Here is a 19,717-nt window from a genome sequence, read left to right on the forward strand (position 1 = left end):
GGAGCCGTCCCTCTGCGTGGTCACGAACGTGCGGAGCGGGCCGTGCCGAAGCGGTCATGGCGCCCTCCGCGCGGACGATCACAGCGAGTAGTACATGTCGAACTCGACCGGGTGGGTGGTCATGCGGAAGCGCTGGACTTCCTGCATCTTCAGCTCGATGTAGGCATCGATGAAGCTGTCGGTGAACACGCCGCCCTTGGTCAGGAACGCGCGGTCCTTGTCCAGGTACTCCAGCGCCTGGTCCAGCGAGTGGCAGACGGTCGGGATCTTCGCGTCTTCTTCCGGCGGCAGGTGGTACAGGTCCTTCGTGGCGGCTTCGCCCGGATGGATCTTGTTCTCGACGCCGTCCAGGCCGGCCATCAGCAGGGCCGCGAAGGCCAGGTACGGGTTGGCCGAGGGATCCGGGAAACGCGCCTCGATGCGGCGGCCCTTGGGGTTCGCCACGTACGGGATGCGGATCGAGGCCGAACGGTTCTTGGCCGAGTAGGCCAGCTTCACCGGGGCTTCGAAGCCGGGCACCAGGCGCTTGTACGAGTTCGTGCCGGGGTTGGTGATGGCGTTCAGCGCGCGGGCGTGCTTGATGATGCCGCCGATGTAGTACAGCGCGAAGTCGCTCAGGCCGGCGTAGCCGTCACCGGCGAACAGGTTCTTGCCGTCCTTCCACACCGACTGGTGGACGTGCATGCCCGAGCCGTTGTCGCCGACGATGGGCTTCGGCATGAACGTGGCGGTCTTGCCGTAGGCATGCGCGACGTTCTGGATGATGTACTTTTGCAGCTGCAGCCAGTCGGCGCGCTGGACCAGCGAGCTGAACTTGGTGCCGATCTCCATCTGGCCCGCGTTCGCGACCTCGTGGTGGTGGACTTCGACGGGGATGCCCATCTGTTCCAGGATCAGGCACATCTCCGAGCGCATGTCCTGGCCGCTGTCGACCGGGGGCACCGGGAAGTAGCCGCCCTTGACGGTCGGACGGTAGCCGCTGTTGCCGTGCTCGTAGTCCTTGCCGGTGTTCCAGGCCGCCTCTTCCGCCTCGATCTTGACGAAGGAGCCGGACATGTCGACGTTCCAGCGCACGCTGTCGAAGATGAAGAACTCGGGTTCCGGACCGAAGTAGGCGGTGTCGCCCAGGCCGGACGACTTCAGGTAGGCCTCGGCGCGACGGGCCAGCGAGCGCGGATCGCGCTCATAGGCCTTGCCGTCGGTCGGATCGATGACGTCGCAGCTCAGGATCAGGGTCGGTTCTTCGAAGAACGGGTCGATGTTGGCCGTGTTCGGATCCGGGATCAGCAGCATGTCGGACGCTTCGATGCCCTTCCAGCCGGCGATCGAGGAGCCGTCGAAGGCATGGCCCGACGTGAACTTGTCTTCGTCGAAATGGGAGACGGGCACGGTCACGTGCTGCTCCTTGCCGCGCGTGTCGGTGAAGCGGAAGTCAACGAACTTGACTTCATGCTCCTTGACCAGGTTCATCACGTCGGCGACGGTCTTGGTGGCCATCAATCACTCCTAGAGGGGGCTGGATGAGAAAGAAAGAGTCGTGGGGCATCGGCCCAGCGCGGACGATTTAGCAGTTTGCATGCCAACAGATGGCGGCACGGTGACAGTCAGGCGCCAGAGCGGTGCATGGCACGCAAGCCCTTGATGCCCAACGCGCCACACGGGGGCGGTGTGAGACAACCAGAGAGAACCGCTGACCGACCACGCCCGGCATCGTCCGGGCGAGCTGCCCGAAGCGGTGCATCATCGCACCAATTCAGTGCTGATGACGGCACCAAACTGAACCACGCCCGTCCGCAGGGCAGCGTAGGCGGCGTCCATGGCGGCCGGGTCGCCCTTGACGCCCAGTTCGATGTGCCGGCCCCATTGCGGGTGGTCGACGCTGGGCAGCGAGAAGACCTTGATGCCGGGGAAGTCGGACTCGACGCGTTCCATCAGCGGGGTCAGGCTGGCTTCCATCGCGCCTTGCACGATCAGCGAGCGCTCCCGCGTGCCGACCTCGCGATGCAGGTCCGCGTGCAGGTGGTCCAGGACCCACTCGATCATCGGATGCGCCATCACCGGGAAGCCGGGGACGAAGTAGGCGCGACCGACCGAGAAACCGGGGATCTTGTTGTACGGGTTCGGGATGATGGCGGCCCCTTGGGGGAACACGCCCATCTCCATGCGGCGCCGCGTGTCCGGATGGTCACGCTCGGGCGTCGTGCCCTGCTCCGCAGCCATCTGCTGGACGCGTTGCCAGATCAGGTCCGCGGCTTCGGGATGCAGCTCGAGCGGTCGACCCAGCGCCGCGGCCGCGGCCTGCCGCGTGTGGTCGTCCGGCGTCGCGCCGATACCGCCGCAGCTGAAGAACAGGTCGCCGCTGTCGAAGGCGGCGCGGTACTCGCGGATCAGGTGCTCGCGGTCGTCGCCGAGGTACTTCGCCCAGGCGAGCGACAGGCCGCGCGCGCCCAGCAGCTCGATCACCTTGGACAGGTGCTTGTCCTGACGCTTTCCGGAGAGGATCTCGTCGCCGATGATGAAGAGGCCGATGTTCATGCGGGGTTCCTGCGAAAGCGTGGGAGCGGAGGTCGGCGCGGGCCTGGATCGGGATCAGAGCGGCGACGGCTTGTTCTCGATGCGGGGCGTCGGACCGGGGGCCGGGTCTTGCCTGTCGTCGACATTCTCGACCTGGTCAAGGACACGCGGCGGTGCCGCCTCGTAGTTCGCCGGCAGCGCGTCCATCACCGGATCCGGCGCGCGATCGGCGACGGTGTCGGCGCGCCGCATCTCCTGCAGCGCGGCCAGCGCGTAATGCGAGAACCACAGCGAGCTGAACGCGAAAACCAGCGTGTACAGCCACACCGAGACCAGGATCAGCACCGGCGCGAAGGCGATCGTCAGCGCGCCCATCGCCCAGATCGCGGCGGGCGCCGCACCGAGGTAGCCGGTGGCCAGTCCGAGCACCAGCAGCGGCATCCGGTGCTCGGTGATCAGGCGGCGGCGCTCGGGGCCGGACGCGTGTTCGGCGAGCACGTCGAAGGTGAAGACGCGGTAGCCCAGCCAGCCCCAGATCAGCGGCGGCAGGATCAGCGCCAGCGGCGGGATCAGCCAGAACGGCAGCGACGCGACCAGCAGCACGACGCACAGCACCGTGTGGCCGAGCGACCAGCTCAGGCTCGCGACGAAACCCGCGCCGTGCTTGCACTCCAGGCTGGCAAAGCGCCGCTGCGCGACCAGGTCCACCATCGACGGCGTCATCAGCAGCGCCACCAGCAGCAGGCTCAGCACGACCAGCGCCGGCACGGCCATCGCCAGCACGATGATGGGCGCGAGCACGGTGCGGAAGGACGCGGCGCCGAGGCTGTCCAGCCACTTCAGCATCCCGTCGATGAGACTCCACGACTCCATCGTGGCGCGCACGCCGGCGACCGCCGCTTCCCAGAAGAAGTAGCCGAGTCCGAACGCCAGCGCCGCCGACACGATCAACGGCAGCAGCGACAGGCCGATCACCCGCGGATGCAGGCAGTACGCGGCGGCGCGCCAGAACGAGTCCGCCAGGCGGCTCATCGGCTTGATCATCAGTCGTTCCCTCCGGCCGGCGCGCGGCCGGCGATGTCCATGGGCGCGCCGCCGGACGGGGTCGATCCGTTCCCGGGCGCGTCCGCGATCTTGTCACGCCCGACCATCCGCTTGAGCCCCAGCCACTGCTGCGCCCAGAAGCCGCGCCCGTAGTCGCGACCGCCCTCCTCCGGCAACTGGTCGCGCACGCCGGTCGGATCCCAGCGGTCCTCGAAGTTGGCGGTGCGGAACAGCACGTCCCAGATCGGGAACATCACCGCGAAGTTGTGGCCGCCCAAGGTGCCGCGGCCGAAGCCCTCATGGCCGATGCCGATCGAATGGTGCAAGCGGTGGAAGCGCGGGCTCACCAGCAGCCGCTCGCCGATCAGGCCGAAGGTCAGTCGCAGGTTCGCGTGCTGCAGGTTCTCCAGCAGCTGCGAGATCGCCACCAGCGCGACGAACTGTCCGGGACCGACGCCGATCAGCCGCGCCGTCACCGCGACGGCGCTGTCGATGATCAGGTCGTCGAGCAGATGGTTGCGGCTGTCGCTCCACATCGTCATCTGGCGCTGGCTGTGGTGCAGCGAATGCAGCGCCCACCACCAGTTCCACGAATGCTGCGCGCGATGCAGCCAGTACATCAGCAGGTCGAAGGCGACGAGGTACACCACGAAGCTGACCCACGCCACGTCGGTGACGCCGGGCCACAGCGCGTCGAGCTGGAAGGTCGGGATGCCGTGCATGCGCATCTCGCCGACGGCGCTGTCGAACAGCGGTTCCAGCGAGAAGAACATCACCAGCCGGAACAGGCCCAGCCGCTGGATCAGCGTGTAGAGGATGTCGATGCGGATCGCGTGGCGGTCGGTGACGGCCTCGGCCGGACGCCAGCGCTGCAAGGCGCCGATCACCGCCAGCATGACGATGATCTGGATCAGGCCGACGAGCAGCCAGCCGGTCGCGTCGAACGCGTCCTCGAGCAGGTTGCCGTAACCCAGGTTGAAGACGATCGGTTGAATGACGCTTTCGAACAGCGCCTGCTGCACCTGTCCGAACAGATCGGTGAACCAGTCCATCACGCCGTCGGCCCTCCTGAAAATCGATGCATCGCCGCTTCAGCCTGGAAGCACGTCCACACGCCGACGCCTCAGCGCCTGAGCGCGTCCTTCGGGCCCGGCGCCCCGGCGCCACCGCCGGACGCCGCGGTGCCCGCGGCCGACGTCGCCTTCAGGGCGACCGCCTCCTGCGGCCTGCGCATCCACGCGACGTACTCCGGATGATCGCGCAACGGCGCGAAGCACATGCCCCGGGCTTTCAACCCTTGCAGCAGCGGTTCCAGCACCGTCGGCGCCCAGGGGTCCTGCCGCGACCAGATGCCCAGGTGCGCCATCAGGATATCGCCGGGCTTCACACGTCGCAGCGCCTGATCGAGCAGCGCCCGGTTGGGAAACTTGTCGCTCGGCAGTTCGTCGCCGAGGAAACCCGACGCGCTCCAGCCCACATGCCGGAAGCCGCAGGCCTGCGCCGCCGCGAGCAGCGCCGGCGAGGTGCGCCCGGCCGGCGCGCGGAAGATCATCGACATCGGCCGCCCCGTCATCTCGAGGAAGCGCCGCGCGGGGCGCTTCAGCTCCTCGCAATACTCCGCCGAGGTCAGCACGACGTTCTGCGGCACCTGCTCGCCCGCCGCGCGCTTGAAGCGGAACTTCCCGTCGGGCAGATCCGCCGACCAGGTGTCGTGGAACCAGGTGTGCGAGCCGAAGTCGTGGCCCTGCTCCGCCAGTTGCTTCCACCAGGGCGCCCACTTGTCGTCGAGCGTCTGGCCGCCGTCCATCGTCGGCTCCTGCGCCAGGAAGAACGTCGCCTTCGCGTCGAAGCGCTTGAGCGTGTCGACGATCAAGGGCGCGACCCCCATGTGGCCGGTGTCGAAGGTCAGGTAGACGGGTTTGTCGCAGGGCGCGGCGGCCGGTGCCGACGCGGACTGCGGCTGCGCCTGCACGACCGCGGTCAGGCCGAGCAGCAGCACCGCGCCATGACGCGACACCTGACGCAGCGCATGACGGCGCGCCTGGCGCAGGACGAACGAAGTCTTCACGGGCAGTGGCCTGGGTGGGGACGCGCTCACTGGCGCGGCATCTGGTCGAGCGTCCACACGCCGTGCGGCGACTTGCCGACCTTGACCTGCTGCAGGATCTGCTTGGTCTGCAGGTCCATCACCGTGAGCTTGCGGGCCCAGCGCGACGTGAACATCAGCGTGCGGCCGTCGGTCAGGATCTCCATGTCGTCCGGACCGCCGGGAGCCTTGAAGGTGTCGACGACCGTGAAGTCCGCCAGCGCGATCTTGCTGATCGTGTTGGCCGCGCGGTTGCTCACCAGCACATGCTTCCTGTCGCCGAGCGCGCGGAACGAATGCGCGCCGTCGCCGGTCTCGATGCGCTTGACCAGCTTGGGTTGCGCTGCGCTGACGTCGTAGACCTCGACGCTGCGCTCGCCGGTCAGCGCGACCAGCAGGTACTTGTCGTCGGGCGTCAGGTAGAGGTCGGCGGGCAGCTTGCCGACGGGGATCTTCCAGCGCGCGGCCATCGTGTTCAGGTCGATGGACAGCAGTTCGCTGCTGTCCTGCAGGCTCGCGTAGACGACGCTGCTCCTGCTGTCGATGGACAGGTGGCTCGGCGTCTTCGGCGCGGAGAAACGCTTGAACAGCGCCAGCGGCTGGGCCGCGTTCTGCGGCTGCCACTTGTAGATGTCGACGTGGTCCAGGCGATTGCCGGCCAGCACCAGCCACTTCATGTCGGGCGAGAAGCGCAGGTGGTACGGATCGGGAATGCCCCGCACGGTGCGCTGCACTTCGGCCGTCACCGGATCGAGGAAGGTCAGGGAATCGCCCAGCGCGTTCGCCACGACCATCGTCTTGCGATCGGGCGTCAGGTAGAGGTGATGGGGTTCCTTGCCGGTCGGGATGCGCTTGAGCTCGCGGAAGTCCTTCGGGTCGATGACGCTGATGTCGGCGTCCAGCGAGTTCAGCACGAAGATGGGACTGCCGACGGACGCGAAGGCGGCCGGGGCCGCGGTCAGCGCGCCCAAGGCGGTAACGACCAGGGCGGTGACGGCCAGGGCGGCCCGCACGGGCCGCACGAGGGAAGACAGCATGGAGATCCTCAACAGGAGATGCCCGGCGCGCCCAGCGCCACGCAGCCCTCAAGTGTAGGCGGGTTCACCCTAGGTCCCGGCCGGAACAGGACCGCGCAGCCCCTGCTGATGCGGGCTTGGGCGCCAGACAGGTCCGGGGCGTGAGCTGATCTTGAGCGATTCGAGGCGCCGCCTTCACGCCGCCAGCGCGCCAGGCACGGAGCGATCGTCTGGGCCCGCCGTTGCATCCGGTTGCGCCAGACTTGCCGCCAGCGTTGCGGCAAGTCTGCGCATGGCGAACTTCGCCCGACGGCTTATTCGTCGTCGCCGCCCAGCAGGCCACCCAGCAATCCGCCGCCGGCGATGCCGGTCAACAGGCCGCCCTCTTCCCGCGAGCCCCCGCGTTGCGGGGCCGCGGCGAAGACACGCGAGGCCAGGCGCGAGAACGGCAGGCTCTGCAGCCAGATCTCGCCGGGGCCGGTCAGCTTCGCCAGGAACAGACCTTCGCCGCCGAACAGGGCGGTCTTGATCTTGCCTACGTACTGAATCTCAAAACTCACGCTGGGCGTGTAGGCGACGACGCAGCCGGTATCCACCAGCAGCGTCTGACCCGGCTGGAGCGTACGTCGAACCACGGTACCCCCTGCATGCACGAAGGCCAGCCCATCACCATCGAGCTTCTGCATGATGAACCCTTCGCCACCGAAGAAGCCAGTCGACAGGCGCTGCTGGAGTGCGATCCCCAGCGACACGCCGCGGGCCGCACACAGGAACGCATCCTTCTGGCAGATGAGCGTGCCCCCGAGCTTGCCGAGATCCATCGGCAGGATCTTGCCGGGATACGGCGCCGCGAAAGCGACCCGCAACTTCCCATGACTCTGGTTCGTGTAGACCGTGGTGAACAGCGATTCACCGGTCACCAGCCGCTTGCCGGCGCCCAGCAACTTCCCGAAGAAACCGCCCTGGTTGGCGGACCCGTCGCCGAACACCGTGTCCATGCCGATACCGGCATCCATGAACATCATGCTGCCGGCTTCACCGATCGCTGCTTCGCCGGGGTCGAGTTCGACCTCGACGAACTGCATCTCGGCACCCTTGATTTCGTAGTCGACTACATCCATGGCCATGGTCTTCACCTTCTGTCTTTTCACCCGGAAACGGGCGCGATATTAACGTCTCGCGGCCTTCCTATACTGCGGTCATGACGCCCATGTCTCCTGACGAAAGCGCACCCAACACCCCCCTGAAGCCCGGCGACAGCTACGTGCAATCCTTCGCACGCGGCCTGTCGGTGATCCGGACCTTCGATACCCACCACGCCCGGCAGACGCTGACGGAAGTCGCCAAGCGCTGCGGACTGACGCGCGCCGGCGCGCGTCGCATCCTGCTGACGCTGCAGACGCTGGGCTACGTGAGATCGGAGGGGCGGCTGTTCGAGCTGACGCCGAAGATCCTCGACCTCGGCTTCGCCTACCTGTCCTCGCAGCCGCTGTGGCGCTTCGCCGAGCCGGTGGCCATCCAGTTGGCCAACGACCTGCGGGAGTCTGTCTCCATCGCGGTGCTCGACGGCGACGACGTGGTCTTCGTGCTGCGCGCGCCGCTGCGCAAGATCCTGTCCGACCCGATGGGCATCGGCAGCCGTCTGCCGGCGTGGGCGACGGCCACGGGTCGCGTGCTGCTGGCCTCGCTGACGGTCGAGGAACGCGAGACCCGCGTGGCGCAGGTGCAGCTGGCGCGACGCGCGAGCAACACCGTGCGCTCGCACGAGGAGCTGCGCGCCGCGATCGAGCAGGCGCGGCGTCAACACTGGTGCCTGGTGGACCAGGAACTCGAGGATGGCGTGCTGAGCGTCGCCGTGCCCATCACCGGCCGTGACGGCCGGGTCGTGGCGGCGATGAATGTCAGCACGCATGCCTCGCGCACGCCGCCGCAGCTGCTGCTGGAACAGAGCCTGCCCAAGCTCCAGGCGGCGGCGCAGAACCTGTCGCAGCTGCTGGTGCTGATGAAGAAGGACTGAGGCCGAAGGGCGCAGTCTTGCGTCCAGCAACGACGAAGGGCTGCCGAGGCAGCCCTTCTTCATTGGAACCGGCGCCTGGCGCTCAGCCCATGTGCAGCCCACCGTTGCAGCTGAAGTCCGCGCCGGTGGTGAAGCCGGACGTCTCGCCGGCGAGCCAGCCGACGATCGAGGCGATCTCCTCGGGTTCGCCCAGGCGCTTCACCGGGATGCCCGCCACGATCTTCTCGAGCACGTCGGGCCTCACCGCCTTCACCATGTCGGTGCCGATGTAGCCCGGGCTGACGGTGTTCACCGTCACGCCCTTGGCCGCCAGCTCCTGCGCCAGCGCCATCGTGAAGCCGTGCATGCCGGCCTTCGCCGCCGAGTAGTTGGTCTGACCGACCTGGCCCTTCTCGCCGTTGACCGACGAGATGTTGATGATGCGCCCCCAGCCCTTGTCGACCATGCCCGGCACCACCTGCTTGGTGACGTTGAACATGCTGTTGAGGTTGGTGTCGATGACGGTGTCCCACTCGTCGCGGGTCATCTTGAGGAACATGCGGTCCTTGGTCACGCCCGCGTTGTTGACCAGCACCTCGATCGGTCCGTGCTCCGCGATCGTGCGATCGAAGGCGGCGACGGTCGAGTCCCAGTCCGCCACGTTGCCGACCGAGGCATAGAACGTGTAGCCCAGCGCCGTCTGCTCGGACAGCCACTTGGCGTGATCGCGGCTCGGACCGCAACCGGCGATGACCTTGAAGCCTTCCTTGTGGAGGCGCTGGCAGATGGCGGTGCCGATGCCGCCCATGCCGCCGGTGACGTATGCAACTTTCTGACTCATGCTTGCCTCCTGTATGACCCCCCGGTGCGCCGCGTCCGCGGTCGGGGTGCCTGGAATATCGGTACGGGAAAGACGCGAAAAAACCACTCCGGAACGAAGCGGGAAAGAAGCCGGGAAATCGCCGATCGCTTCAGCGCTCGACGCACAGGGCGACGCCCATGCCGCCGCCGATGCACAGGCTGGCGATGCCCTTCTTCGCATCGCGCTTGATCATCTCGTGCAGCAGCGTGACCAGGATGCGGGCGCCGGACGCGCCGATCGGATGGCCCAGCGCGATCGCGCCGCCGTTGACGTTGACCTTGCTGACGTCCCAGCCCATCTCCTGATGCACCGCGCAGGCCTGCGCGGCGAAGGCCTCGTTGATCTCGAGCAGGTCCAGGTCCTTGGGCTGCCAGCCGGCGCGCTGGAGCGCCTTCCTCGACGCCGGCACCGGGCCCATGCCCATGGTCTTGGGATCGACGCCGGCGCTCGCGTACGAGGCCAGGCGCGCCAGCGGCGTCAGCCCCAGCGACTTGGCCTTGGCGTCGGTCATCAGCACCAGGCCCGCGGCGCCGTCGTTCAGGCCCGACGCATTGCCGGCCGTCACCGAACCCGCCTTGTCGAAGGCGGGCTTCAGCCCGGCCAGCGCTTCGGCGTTGGACTTGCGGTTGATGAACTCGTCGGCCGAGAACACCACCGGATCGCCCTTCTTCTGCGGGATCGGGACCGGCACGATCTCGGCGGTGAAGCGGCCCGCGTCCTGCGCCGCGGCGGCCTTCTGCTGGCTGGCCAGCGCCAGCTCATCCTGCTGCGCGCGGCTGACGTGGTACTCCTTGGCCACGTTCTCGGCGGTGATGCCCATGTGGTACTGGTTGTACACGTCCCACAGGCCGTCGGTGATCATCGTGTCGACCAGCTTCCAGTCGCCCATGCGCTGGCCTTCGCGCGAGCCCGGCAGCACGTGCGGCGCCAGGCTCATGCTCTCCTGGCCGCCGGCGATGATGATGTCCGAATCGCCGTCGCGGATCGCCTGCGCGGCCAGCATCACGGCCTTCAGGCCGGAGCCGCAGACCTTGTTGATCGTCAATGCCGGCACGGTGACCGGCAGGCCCGCCTTGATGACGGCCTGGCGTGCCGGGTTCTGGCCGACGCCGGCGGTCAGCACCTGGCCGAGGATGACCTCGTTGATCTGGTCGGGCTGCAGGCCGCTTCTGCGCAGCAGCTCCTGGATGACGATCGCGCCCAGCTCGCTGGCGGGGGTCTTCGACAGCGTCCCTCCGAATTTGCCGATCGGCGTGCGCGTCGCGGCGACGATGACGATGTCTTGGGGTGAACTCATGACGGTCTCCTTTTTCGAAACTGCTGGACGGCGGGCGTCAGCGGGTGACTGCTGGATGAACTGGCGGAATCAACTTTGAACCGGATGGGTTCTCACTGCGCGGGAGTGGGTTTCACGCGCGCTGCTTCACATAGCGGCCTGGCGCCGGCTCGATGGCCTCGTGGCCGTGACCGCCCGGCTTGCGCGGTGCCGCCTTCTGCGGACCCGCGTGGCCGGCCAGCCACTGCGACCAGTCGGTCCACCAGCTGCCGGGATGCTCGGTGGCGCCCTGCAGCCATTGCTGGTGATCGGCGGGCAGCGCCGCGCCTTTCCCCAGCCAGTGGCTGCGCTTCTTCTTCTCCGGCGGATTGATGACGCCGGCGATGTGCCCGGACGCGCCGAGCACGAAACGCTTCTTGCCCTTGAACACCTGCGTGCTGCGGTAGGCGGCGTCCCACGGGACGATGTGGTCCTCGCGCGAGCCGTAGATGTAGACCGGCGCCTGGATCGCGCCGAGGTCGATCTTCTCGCCGCAAACGGTCAGCTGACCGGGCACGCGCAGGTCGTTCTGCAGATAGGTGTGGCGCAGGTACCAGCAGTACATCGGTCCCGGCAGGTTGGTCGCGTCGCCGTTCCAGTACAGCAGGTCGAAGGCCGGCGGCGCATCGCCCTTCAGGTAGTTGCCGACGACATAGTTCCAGACGAGGTCGTTGGGGCGCAGGAAGCTGAAGGTCGTCGCGAGCTCCTGGCCCTTGAGCAGGCCCGGACCGCTCACCGCCTGGTCGCCGAGCGTCATCTCGCGCAACTGCACGGCCTGCTCGTCGATGAACAGGTCCAGCACGCCGTTGCTGCTGAAGTCGATCAGCGTGGTCAGCAGGGTGACGCTTTCGGCGGGCTGCTGGCCGCGCGCGGCCAGCACGGCCAGCGCGGTCGCCAGGATCGTGCCGCCGACGCAGAAGCCCAGCGTGTTGATCGTGTCGGTGCCGGCGATCTCGCGCGTGACCTCGATGGCCTTGATCGCGGCGCGGCCGATGTAGTCGTCCCAGGTCCAGTGCACGCAGTCCGCATCGGGATTGCGCCAGCTCACCACGAAGGTGCGGTGCCCCTGCGCAACCGCGTAGCGGATCAGCGAGTTCTCCGGCTGCAGGTCGAGGATGTAGTACTTGTTGATGCAGGGCGGCACCATCAGCAGCGGCCGCGCATGCACCTTCGCGGTGAGCGGCTTGTACTCGAGCAGTTGGAAGAATTCGTTCTCGAAGACGACGTTCCCTTCGGTCGTCGCGACGTTGCGGCCGACCTCGAAGGCGGATTCGTCGGTCTGCGACACGTGCCCGCGCCGCAAGTCGGCCATCAGCAGCTGCAGCCCGCGCGACAGGCTTTCGCCCTGCGTGTTCAGCGCGCGCTGCTGGGCTTCGGGATTGAGCGCGAGGTAGTTGCTCGGCGAGGCCGCGTCGACGAACTGCTGCACCGCGAAGCGGACGCGCGCCCGGGTCTTGTCGTCGGCCTGCACCTGGTCGGCCATCCGCTGCAGCGTCTTCGCGTTGAGCAGGTAGAGCTGCGCGGTGAAGTGGGCCAGACGGTTGTCGTTCCAGGACGCGTCGGCAAAGCGGCGGTCCTTCAGCGCAGCGGTCGCACCGGAGACCGTGGCGGACGCCGCCGAGGCGGGGGGCGCGCCGTGCGCGGCGGCCTGCACCGCCGCCTGGGAATCACCGAGCGCGGCGTTCCACAGCTCGCCGGCCTCGCGGACGTACTCGGACTGCAGCCGCGACCAGGCGTCGGCGGGGATCTGCATGGCCTGCAATTGCTTGAAGGCATCGCCGAAGCCATGCGACAGACTGCTGGCCGTCTGTTGGGCCTGCTGGGCCCAGTGTTCGAAACCGTGGACCGATGCGCCGGGGAACCCGGCTGCGGCGTTGTTCGCGCTCATGTGTCTCCTCATGCCGACCTGAGCAAGAAGCTTGCCACAGCCGGTCACGCGGATCGACGGGGAGGCTTCGCATATGCTCAGGCGCTTTGTAGCCCGACCAGCTTACCCCCGCGTGACGCTGCTGTCGCGAAGAGCCGAGGAAATCGTTGATGTATCTGGTGGCCATCGCCTGGATGTACGTGGTGCTGATGATGGCGATCGTCGAGGCCTTCAGCTCGCAGGGTTCGGTGCTCGGCGCACTGATCACCTTCGTGTTCTACGGCGTGGTACCGCTATCGATCGTGATGTACCTGATGGGCACGCCCGGGCGGCGCGCCGCACGCCGGAGAGCCGAAGCGTCCGGAAAGCCGCATGACGACGGCGAAGGCGCCGTTGCGCCGATGCCGACGTCGAGTCCGATGCAGGCGGCCGCGCCGGCCTCAACGCAGCCGGATGACCGCAGCCATGCGCCCGCTGCGCAGTCGGGTGACGCGTTCGTGGCGGAACGAAAAGAACCGTGACGGCTCGCTGAGCGTGCACCAGCCGCCGCCGCTGACGGCGGCGATGCCGAGCGCTTCGAGTCTGCGCCGCGCCAGGCCGTAGAGATCGGCGCGCCAACGCGCCTCCCCCTGTTCGTTCGGCTGGAAGCGGAACATCGGCTGATCCTGATGGCACGGCTCCGCGCCGAAGGCCGCGAGCACGTCGGCACCGACCTCGAACTGCGCCGGTCCGATGCACGCGCCCATCCAGGCGCTGATCTCGCGAGGCTCGCAGCGCACGGCCTCGCACATCGCGGCGACGGTGTTCTCCAGCACGCCGCCCGCGAGACCTCGCCAGCCCGCATGCGCGGCACCGACCACGCCCGGTCCGGCGAACAGCACCGGCAGGCAGTCCGCCACCATCACCGCGCAGGCGAGCGCGGGATCGGTGCTGACGGCGGCGTCGGCGGGCTCGGGATCGGCGCCGGGAAGCGCGTGCTCGGCGCGAAGTCGCAGCACGGTGGTCCCATGCACCTGCTTCAGGAACACGGGCAGGCCGCCAATGGCGACCGCGACACGCCGGCGGTTCTCGGCCACATGCGCCGGATCGTCGCCGACCGAACGTCCGAGGTTGAGGCTCGCCAAGTCGCGTTGATCCTCGGGCGCTTCCGGCCCGCCGCTGACGCCGCCAGCGCGCGTGGTCATGAAGGCATCGACGTGCGACACGCTCCAAGCCGGCCGCAGCCAGTCCGGAGGCGACGTCGCGGTGAACGCCTCACCTGCGCTCATGCCGCTCATGTCGCTCGCGCCGCTCATGCCGTTCGGCTTGCCCACCTCACTCGGCATCGGGGCAGGCGCTCGGTTGCGTCTTGTTGAAGGCGTCGAGCGCCATGCACTGCTCGAAGATCGCCATGACCGTCGGCACGTGATCGAGCCGGCTGTTGAAACGCTGCGCATTGAAAATCTGCGGCACGAGCACGCAATCGGCCATGGTCGGGCTGTCGCCGAAGCAGAAGCGGCCCGATCTTCCTTCGACCTTCAAGCGATGCTCGACGACCGCCAGCCCGCTCTCGACCCAGTGATGGATCCAGCGGTTCTTGTTGTCATCGCCGACGCCGAGGTCCTTCACCAGGTAGCGCAGCACGCGCAGGTTGTTCAGCGGATGGATTTCGCAGGCGATGTCCTGCGACAGTGCGCGGATGTAGGCGCGGCTCAGCGCGTCGCCGGGCAGCAGCGGCGGCTCGGGGTGCGTCTCGTCGAGGTACTCGATGATCGCCATCGACTGCGTGACCAGCGCGTCGCCGTCCTTGAGCAGCGGCACCAGGCGCGACGCGGACACGGCGGCGTAGGACTCGTTGAACTGTTCGTTCTTCGCGAGGTGGACGGACTTGTAGTCGAAGTCCAGGCCCTTGAGCGCCATCGCGATGCGGACGCGGTACGAGGCGGACGAACGGAAGTAGTTGTAGAGCTCCATGGCCGGCGATGATGCCACGGAGGCCCTGGCGGAGGCCGGTACACTGCGGGCCATGTTCCAAGCGCGGCGCTACCAGCATTGCCCCACCTGCGGCGGCCAGATCGAATACCGCGTCCCGGCCGATGACAACCGGGAGCGCGCGACCTGCACCGCGTGCGGCGCGATCCATTACGAGAACCCGTTGAACGTCGTCGGCACCTTGCCGGTGTGGGGCGATCAGGTGCTGCTGTGCAAGCGCGCGATCGAGCCGCGGCTCGGCAAGTGGACGCTGCCGGCGGGCTTCATGGAACTCGGCGAGACGCTGGCCGAAGGCGCGGCGCGCGAGACGGTCGAGGAGGCCGGCGCGCAGATCGAGCTGCAGAACCTGTACTGCGTGATGAACGTGGTCCGCGTCGGGCAGGTGCACACCTTCTACCGCGCGAAGCTGCTGAGCCCGGCGTTCGATCCGGGCCCCGAGACCCTCGAAGCGAAGCTGTTCCACGAGCACGAAGTGCCCTGGGACGAGATCGCCTTCCACACGATCCGCGAAGCGCTGCAGCGCTTCTTCGAGGACCGCCGCAGCGGCAACGGGTATCCGTTGCATACGGCGGATATCGACTGAGCATCAGGTCTCGGCTCAGATTGGCAGTGGCCGCAGTTGAGCGGTGTGCCAGAACCCGACGACCTGGATCACCACCGGTTCAACGACGTAGCGAAGCACATACTGCTTGCTTCGTCCGAGTCCCCACTCGCGCGTGCGAGTGCTCACGGGTCGACCAAACTCCGGATTGCGCGCAAGCAACTCTGAAGCATTGCGCACGTCGCGCATCAACCGGTCCGCAGCCTGCTGGCTGTGTTCCTCCAGGTACCGTCGTTGCTGCTTGAGTTGAATGGCGGCGGATGGGGTCCAACGAACCCTCATTGCGCCTCACCCCGCTGCTGGCGCGTTTCTTCCTCGATCTCGGCCATGAGGTCTTCATGAGAGATCGTGTCGCCACGAAGTGCGGCCTTCACCGCGTTGTCTTCCTGACGCTCCATGAGCACCTCATGAAGAGTGACATCCGGCTCGTTCGGGTCGGTGCGTTCAACCCAGCGCTTGACGAGGAACTCGACGAGATAGTCCATGTCCACAGTCAAGCGCGCTGCAAGCGCTTCGACGCGAGCCTTGAGCTTCTCATCGATCTGGACACGGAAATCGGCGCGAGGCATGAAGAATTCGGGGGCCTGTAGGAGTGCGGACATTCTGCACCTGCTCTTTCAAAGACAAGAGGAAGGTGCGGATTCTCAGAGCTTCAAAACGCTTGGCAAGAGTGCTTGACGGAGGTCAAGCGATTCACCGACTTCGATGAGTCAGGGCTTGATTTCCTGCGCCGACGCCCATGGTCCGGTGATGCCGTCGAGTTCGCAATCCCACAGCGCCTGTGCGTCGAGCGCATCGGTGACGCCTTCCGCATAGACCTTCAGAGAGAGGCTGCGCAGCATGACCACCAGGCTGCGCACGAAAGCGGCGCGCGCCACGTCCGCCGACACGCCGCTGACCACCGAGCTGTCGAGCTTCACGTAGTCCAGTCCGGCCTGGAAAAGACGGTCGATTTGAGCCAGTCCGGCCCCCGCGTGTTCGAGGCCGAGCTGCACGCCCAACGGGCGCAATTGACGACCGAGTTCCTGCAGCGCCTCGAAGTGCTGCACCGCCGCCGGCTCGGCCAGTTCGAGGCCGATCTGCCGCCGCACCGCGGCCGGCGCGGCCTGCACCAGTTCGCGCGCACGGGCGATGAAGCTGCCGTCGTTCAGCGACGCCGGCGCCACGTTGACGCAGCGCATCCGCCCGTCACGCTGCGTGGCCTGCAGCGCCAGTGCCAGCGCCTGCAGGTCCGCCTCGGCGCTCAGCCGATGGCGCAGCGCCAACGGCAACCAGCGCGCCGCGGGCTCGAACTCGCCGACCGGATTCAGCTTCAGTTGCAGCGGGCATTCGAGATGCAAGACCTGACGCTCGCGTCCGATCAGCGGGAACTCCAGCAGCCGGCTGCGCTGGTGCGCCAGCGCGTCCGAGATCAGCGCGCGCCACGCCCGCTCGCCCTGCGCGACCTCGTCCGACGGCGGCGCCTCGCGCAGCTCCAGCACGACGCCCTCGCCCTGCTCGGCCTTCGCCAGCGCCGCGTCGGCCGCGGCGAACCAGGCGCTCATCGGCTGGTCTCGCATCAGCTCGACCGCGCCCAGCGCGACGCCGACCCCCGAGCCCAGGTTCTGCAGGCCGGCCCGCAGCGCATCGGCCAACGCCTGCGCGGTGTCGCCGACCACGTTCGGCGCCGGCAGCCACAACGCGAAGTCCGAGCCGTTGAGCCGCCCCGCGAGGCAGCCGCGCACCTGCTCCGGATACACCCGCAGCGCCTGCGCGATCGCCGTCAACGCCTGATCCGTCGCGCCGTGCCCGAGGCGCTGGTTCAGCCCCTGCAGGTCCCGCAGCCGCACCAGCACGAGGCCCGCGCGCAGCGGACCGTCGTCGCGCTCCAGCGCCGAGTTCAGCTCCGCCACGAACTGCCGTCGGTGCGACAGGCCCGTCAACTCATCGCACAGCAACTGGTGATGCAGCGTGCGCAGCTGCTCGGCCTGGGCCTCGAACATCTGCCGCGTGCGCACCACCATCGTGTTCATGGCGCTCGTGAGTTTGCGCATCTCCGGCACGCGCGGCTCCAGCACGGTTTCGAAGCGCCCTTGCGACACGCCCTCGGCCTGCCGCACGGCGGTGTCCAGCGGCCGGCGCAGCCGCGCCAGCACCGCCGCCGCCGCCACGCCCGTCAACACGCCCACCGCGATCAGCCACAGGGCCGTGCTGAGCGTCGCGCGCCACAGCGCCTCGTGCACGTAACCGGTCTGGCCGCGCAGCTCGATCTCGCCGGCGGCCTTCCAGCCGTCCGACACCTTCGCCACGCCCGGCGCCACGTCCAGCGGCAGCAGCGCGACGAACCATCGCGGCGCGTGCGAGACCTGCGGCGTCTCCAGATGGCGCTCGAACACCTGCGCGCCGCTGCCGTCACGCCAGCGCACGCTCTCGTACGCGCCTGCGTCGAATTGCGCCGAGATCAGCAGCGACATCAGCTCCGCATCGCCCTTCTGCTGCGACAGCGCCAGCGCCAGTGCATTGGCGTTGTCGGCGTTCTTCAGCTGCGCCTGCGTCTGCAGCAGCTCGCGCAGCGACCAGGTGCTCACCGCGACGCCGCCCAGCGCCGAAGCCAGTACAGCGCCCAGGACCAGCCACCAGATTTGTCTTATCAGGGACATGTCTTGAATTCTCCGTCGCCCATCAGAAGCCCTCCGCCTTCGCCTTCGCCAGCAGGTCGCGCCACAGCGACAGACGGACCAGCGGATTTCCCCGCCGTCGTGGCGCCGACGCCGCTCCACAGACCTTCGCCGTTGAAGCTGAACACCGGCGTCAGGTCCGGCCGCAGCGACGCGGGCCGGATCTCCGGATTGATATTGTCCAGAATCAAGGGCTCCGCCTCCGGCTGCGCATAGTAGGCCAGGACCATGTGCGCCTGCGGCCGGCCCTGGAACTGCGCCCGCACGTACACCATCCGCAGCCTGGACTGCGGCACGCCGGCGCTCAGCAGGCTCATGTACTTGGCGATCGCGTAGTCCTCGCAATCGCCGGCGCCCTTGTCCAGCATCTCCAGCGGCGTGGCCCAGTAGTCGACCTGACCCCAGACCTCGATGTCGTCCTTGAACGCCACCCGCTGGTTGAAGAAACTGTTGACCGCCGTCAGCCGGTCGCGTTCCTCGGGCATCGCCGCCGCGCGATCGGCCATCTGGATCATGGCCTTCACCGACGCCTGCGTCTTCGGCGACAGCTTCGCCGCGGATTCGGTCAGCTTGTCCTGGTCCCACCCCCAGGCCAGCGCGGACCACAGGCCCGCCGCGGACACCAGCACGGCCAACGCCCGTTGCGCCGACCGGATTGTCCGGCCTGCGCGTGACGTTGCACGAGTGACGAAACGTGACATGCGCTGCAATGTATCTGCCCCGGCGCGCTCCGGCGGGCGAAGTGCGACATGCGATGCGCCCCCGGGGACGCCCCTTCCGACAAGCGGCAATTTGCCGCATCCCCCGCGCGCCTCGGGTCGGAGAGCGCCGGGATAATCCGGCTCTCACATGAAGACCCACGCCATCCGCCAGGAACTCGATCAGGCACGCGCCAACGGCCCGCTGCGCCAGATCCAGATTCCGCCCTGCCCCGAGCTGCTACAGCGCCTGCGCGCGGTGATGGCACTGCCTCAGCCTGACCTCCACGAAGTCGGCCGCGTCGCCGCCGCCGACGTCGCCATGTCCGCGACGCTGCTGCGCGTGGCCAACAGCCCCTTGCATCTGGTGGCAGGCAACGTGCCTTGCACGACCGTCGGTCAGGCGATGTACCGCCTGGGCCTGGATGAGAGTGTCGCGCTGATGCAGGCCTTCCTGGTCCGTCATGCGATCCCCGTCAACAGCCCGCACCTGCTGCGCTTCTGGCAGCGATCGACCAAGCGTTCGGTCGCGATGGGCTTCATCGCCGGCCAGTTGCCCGGCATGCGCGTCGACCTGGCGCAGAGCTATGGCCTGTTCTGCCATGTCGGCATGCCGGTGCTGCTGCAGAGCGTGCGCGGCTATGGCGCGACGATGGTCGAAGCCGCCGCCCGCATCGACCGCCCCTTCATCGCGACGGAGAACGCCAACCACCGCACCGACCACGCCGTCGTCGGCGCGCTCGTGATCAAGGTCTGGCACCTCGCGCCCGAACTGATGACGGCGATCCGCCTGCATCACGACTTCGAGGCGCTGAAGGACGGAAGCATCGAGCCGGAGATCCGCTCGCTGATCGCCGCGGGCCTGATCGCCGAGCACCTGATGCGCCAGCACGAGGGGCTGGACGAGGACGTCGACTGGGCCGCCAACCGCGACGCGGCGCTGGCCTGGCTGCACCTGTCCGAGGACGAGCTCGAGCAGTGGGACGACGCACTGCGTCCGTTGCTGGACGAGGCCTGAGTTCGGCTTGCGGGGCCAGGGGGCCGGCCCTCATACGTCTCGCAGGCTCCACAAATCGGGCCGGCCCCCTGG

Annotated in this window: 20 protein-coding genes; 4 read left to right on the forward strand and 16 right to left on the reverse strand. The window is 67.8% G+C overall.

Annotated elements, in window-relative coordinates; translation table 11 throughout:
- Nucleotides 1-78 precede the first annotated feature (78 nt).
- The 7 genes from glnA to ACFJIX_RS30710 form a co-directional block, all read right to left on the reverse strand.
- Nucleotides 79-1,497, reverse strand: coding sequence for a type I glutamate--ammonia ligase (gene glnA / locus ACFJIX_RS30680; protein WP_377156747.1), 1,419 nt, complete (start codon nt 1,495-1,497; stop codon nt 79-81).
- Nucleotides 1,498-1,740: 243 nt separating this feature from the next.
- The gene (locus tag ACFJIX_RS30685) at nt 1,741-2,535 is read right to left on the reverse strand and encodes a competence/damage-inducible protein A (RefSeq protein ID WP_377156749.1); all 795 of its coding nucleotides are present in this window, start codon (nt 2,533-2,535) and stop codon (nt 1,741-1,743) included.
- Between the two features lie 54 nt (nt 2,536-2,589).
- Nucleotides 2,590-3,558, reverse strand: a complete 969-nt coding sequence (locus tag ACFJIX_RS30690; protein WP_377156751.1) for an EI24 domain-containing protein — start codon at nt 3,556-3,558, stop codon at nt 2,590-2,592.
- A complete protein-coding gene (locus tag ACFJIX_RS30695; RefSeq protein WP_377156753.1) occupies nt 3,558-4,610 on the reverse strand; it encodes a sterol desaturase family protein in 1,053 nt (350 codons plus the stop codon). The genes ACFJIX_RS30690 and ACFJIX_RS30695 overlap by 1 nt, the downstream gene beginning before the upstream one ends.
- 71 nt (nt 4,611-4,681) lie before the next feature.
- Nucleotides 4,682-5,554, reverse strand: coding sequence for a polysaccharide deacetylase family protein (locus ACFJIX_RS30700; protein WP_377162064.1), 873 nt, complete (start codon nt 5,552-5,554; stop codon nt 4,682-4,684).
- A gap of 98 nt (nt 5,555-5,652) precedes the next feature.
- Nucleotides 5,653-6,681: a YncE family protein gene (locus tag ACFJIX_RS30705; protein WP_377156755.1), complete on the reverse strand. Its 1,029-nt coding sequence runs from the start codon at nt 6,679-6,681 to the stop codon at nt 5,653-5,655.
- Nucleotides 6,682-6,974: 293 nt separating this feature from the next.
- Nucleotides 6,975-7,787: a TIGR00266 family protein gene (locus tag ACFJIX_RS30710; RefSeq protein WP_377162067.1), complete on the reverse strand. Its 813-nt coding sequence runs from the start codon at nt 7,785-7,787 to the stop codon at nt 6,975-6,977.
- A gap of 83 nt (nt 7,788-7,870) precedes the next feature.
- On the opposite strand from ACFJIX_RS30710, the gene ACFJIX_RS30715 reads away from it, so the two are divergent.
- Complete coding sequence (locus tag ACFJIX_RS30715) at nt 7,871-8,677, forward strand: IclR family transcriptional regulator C-terminal domain-containing protein (protein WP_377156757.1); 807 nt, start codon at nt 7,871-7,873, stop codon at nt 8,675-8,677.
- Nucleotides 8,678-8,759: 82 nt separating this feature from the next.
- Here the strand turns inward: ACFJIX_RS30715 and phbB are convergent, their stop codons facing one another.
- The 3 genes from phbB to phaC all read right to left on the reverse strand — a co-directional run bounded on the left by phbB (nt 8,760) and on the right by phaC (nt 12,721).
- Complete coding sequence (phbB, locus tag ACFJIX_RS30720) at nt 8,760-9,497, reverse strand: acetoacetyl-CoA reductase (RefSeq protein ID WP_377156759.1); 738 nt, start codon at nt 9,495-9,497, stop codon at nt 8,760-8,762.
- A 130-nt stretch (nt 9,498-9,627) separates the two neighbouring features.
- A complete protein-coding gene (locus ACFJIX_RS30725) occupies nt 9,628-10,815 on the reverse strand; it encodes an acetyl-CoA C-acetyltransferase (protein WP_377156761.1) in 1,188 nt (395 codons plus the stop codon).
- Between the two features lie 112 nt (nt 10,816-10,927).
- Complete coding sequence (gene phaC, locus ACFJIX_RS30730) at nt 10,928-12,721, reverse strand: class I poly(R)-hydroxyalkanoic acid synthase (protein WP_377156763.1); 1,794 nt, start codon at nt 12,719-12,721, stop codon at nt 10,928-10,930.
- A 149-nt stretch (nt 12,722-12,870) separates the two neighbouring features.
- Here phaC and ACFJIX_RS30735 point away from each other — a divergent pair, with 149 nt between their 5' ends.
- Nucleotides 12,871-13,221: a hypothetical protein gene (locus ACFJIX_RS30735; RefSeq protein ID WP_377156765.1), complete on the forward strand. Its 351-nt coding sequence runs from the start codon at nt 12,871-12,873 to the stop codon at nt 13,219-13,221.
- Here the strand turns inward: ACFJIX_RS30735 and pgeF are convergent.
- Complete coding sequence (gene pgeF / locus ACFJIX_RS30740) at nt 13,141-14,025, reverse strand: peptidoglycan editing factor PgeF (RefSeq protein WP_377156767.1); 885 nt, start codon at nt 14,023-14,025, stop codon at nt 13,141-13,143. The genes ACFJIX_RS30735 and pgeF overlap by 81 nt on opposite strands.
- On the reverse strand, nt 14,015-14,653 hold the full coding sequence (gene maiA, locus ACFJIX_RS30745; protein ID WP_377162070.1) for a maleylacetoacetate isomerase: 639 nt from the start codon (nt 14,651-14,653) through the stop codon (nt 14,015-14,017). The genes pgeF and maiA overlap by 11 nt, the downstream gene beginning before the upstream one ends.
- Before the next feature lie 52 nt (nt 14,654-14,705).
- Between maiA and ACFJIX_RS30750 the strand changes: the two genes are divergently transcribed.
- Nucleotides 14,706-15,254, forward strand: a complete 549-nt coding sequence (locus ACFJIX_RS30750) for an NUDIX hydrolase (protein ID WP_377156768.1) — start codon at nt 14,706-14,708, stop codon at nt 15,252-15,254.
- Nucleotides 15,255-15,269: 15 nt separating this feature from the next.
- Here the strand turns inward: ACFJIX_RS30750 and ACFJIX_RS30755 are convergent, their stop codons facing one another.
- The 4 genes from ACFJIX_RS30755 to ACFJIX_RS30770 all read right to left on the reverse strand — a co-directional run bounded on the left by ACFJIX_RS30755 (nt 15,270) and on the right by ACFJIX_RS30770 (nt 18,558).
- Nucleotides 15,270-15,554 carry a type II toxin-antitoxin system RelE/ParE family toxin gene (locus tag ACFJIX_RS30755; protein ID WP_377156770.1) on the reverse strand — a complete coding sequence of 95 codons (285 nt, stop codon included), beginning with the start codon at nt 15,552-15,554 and terminating at the stop codon, nt 15,270-15,272.
- Nucleotides 15,551-15,874, reverse strand: a complete 324-nt coding sequence (locus ACFJIX_RS30760; protein ID WP_377156772.1) for a hypothetical protein — start codon at nt 15,872-15,874, stop codon at nt 15,551-15,553. The genes ACFJIX_RS30755 and ACFJIX_RS30760 overlap by 4 nt, the downstream gene beginning before the upstream one ends.
- Nucleotides 15,875-15,982: 108 nt before the next feature.
- Nucleotides 15,983-17,911: an EAL domain-containing protein gene (locus ACFJIX_RS30765; protein WP_377156774.1), complete on the reverse strand. Its 1,929-nt coding sequence runs from the start codon at nt 17,909-17,911 to the stop codon at nt 15,983-15,985.
- Nucleotides 17,902-18,558: a transglutaminase-like cysteine peptidase gene (locus tag ACFJIX_RS30770; RefSeq protein ID WP_377156777.1), complete on the reverse strand. Its 657-nt coding sequence runs from the start codon at nt 18,556-18,558 to the stop codon at nt 17,902-17,904. The genes ACFJIX_RS30765 and ACFJIX_RS30770 overlap by 10 nt, the downstream gene beginning before the upstream one ends.
- A 220-nt stretch (nt 18,559-18,778) precedes the next feature.
- Between ACFJIX_RS30770 and ACFJIX_RS30775 the strand changes: the two genes are divergently transcribed.
- Nucleotides 18,779-19,645 (forward strand): HDOD domain-containing protein, encoded by an 867-nt coding sequence (locus ACFJIX_RS30775; RefSeq protein ID WP_377156779.1) that lies wholly within the window; start codon nt 18,779-18,781, stop codon nt 19,643-19,645.
- Nucleotides 19,646-19,717: the final 72 nt, after the last annotated feature.

The sequence above is a fragment of the Roseateles sp. UC29_93 genome (assembly GCF_042695725.1).
In the GTDB taxonomy this organism is placed as follows: Bacteria; Pseudomonadota; Gammaproteobacteria; order Burkholderiales; family Burkholderiaceae_C; genus Roseateles; species Roseateles noduli_A.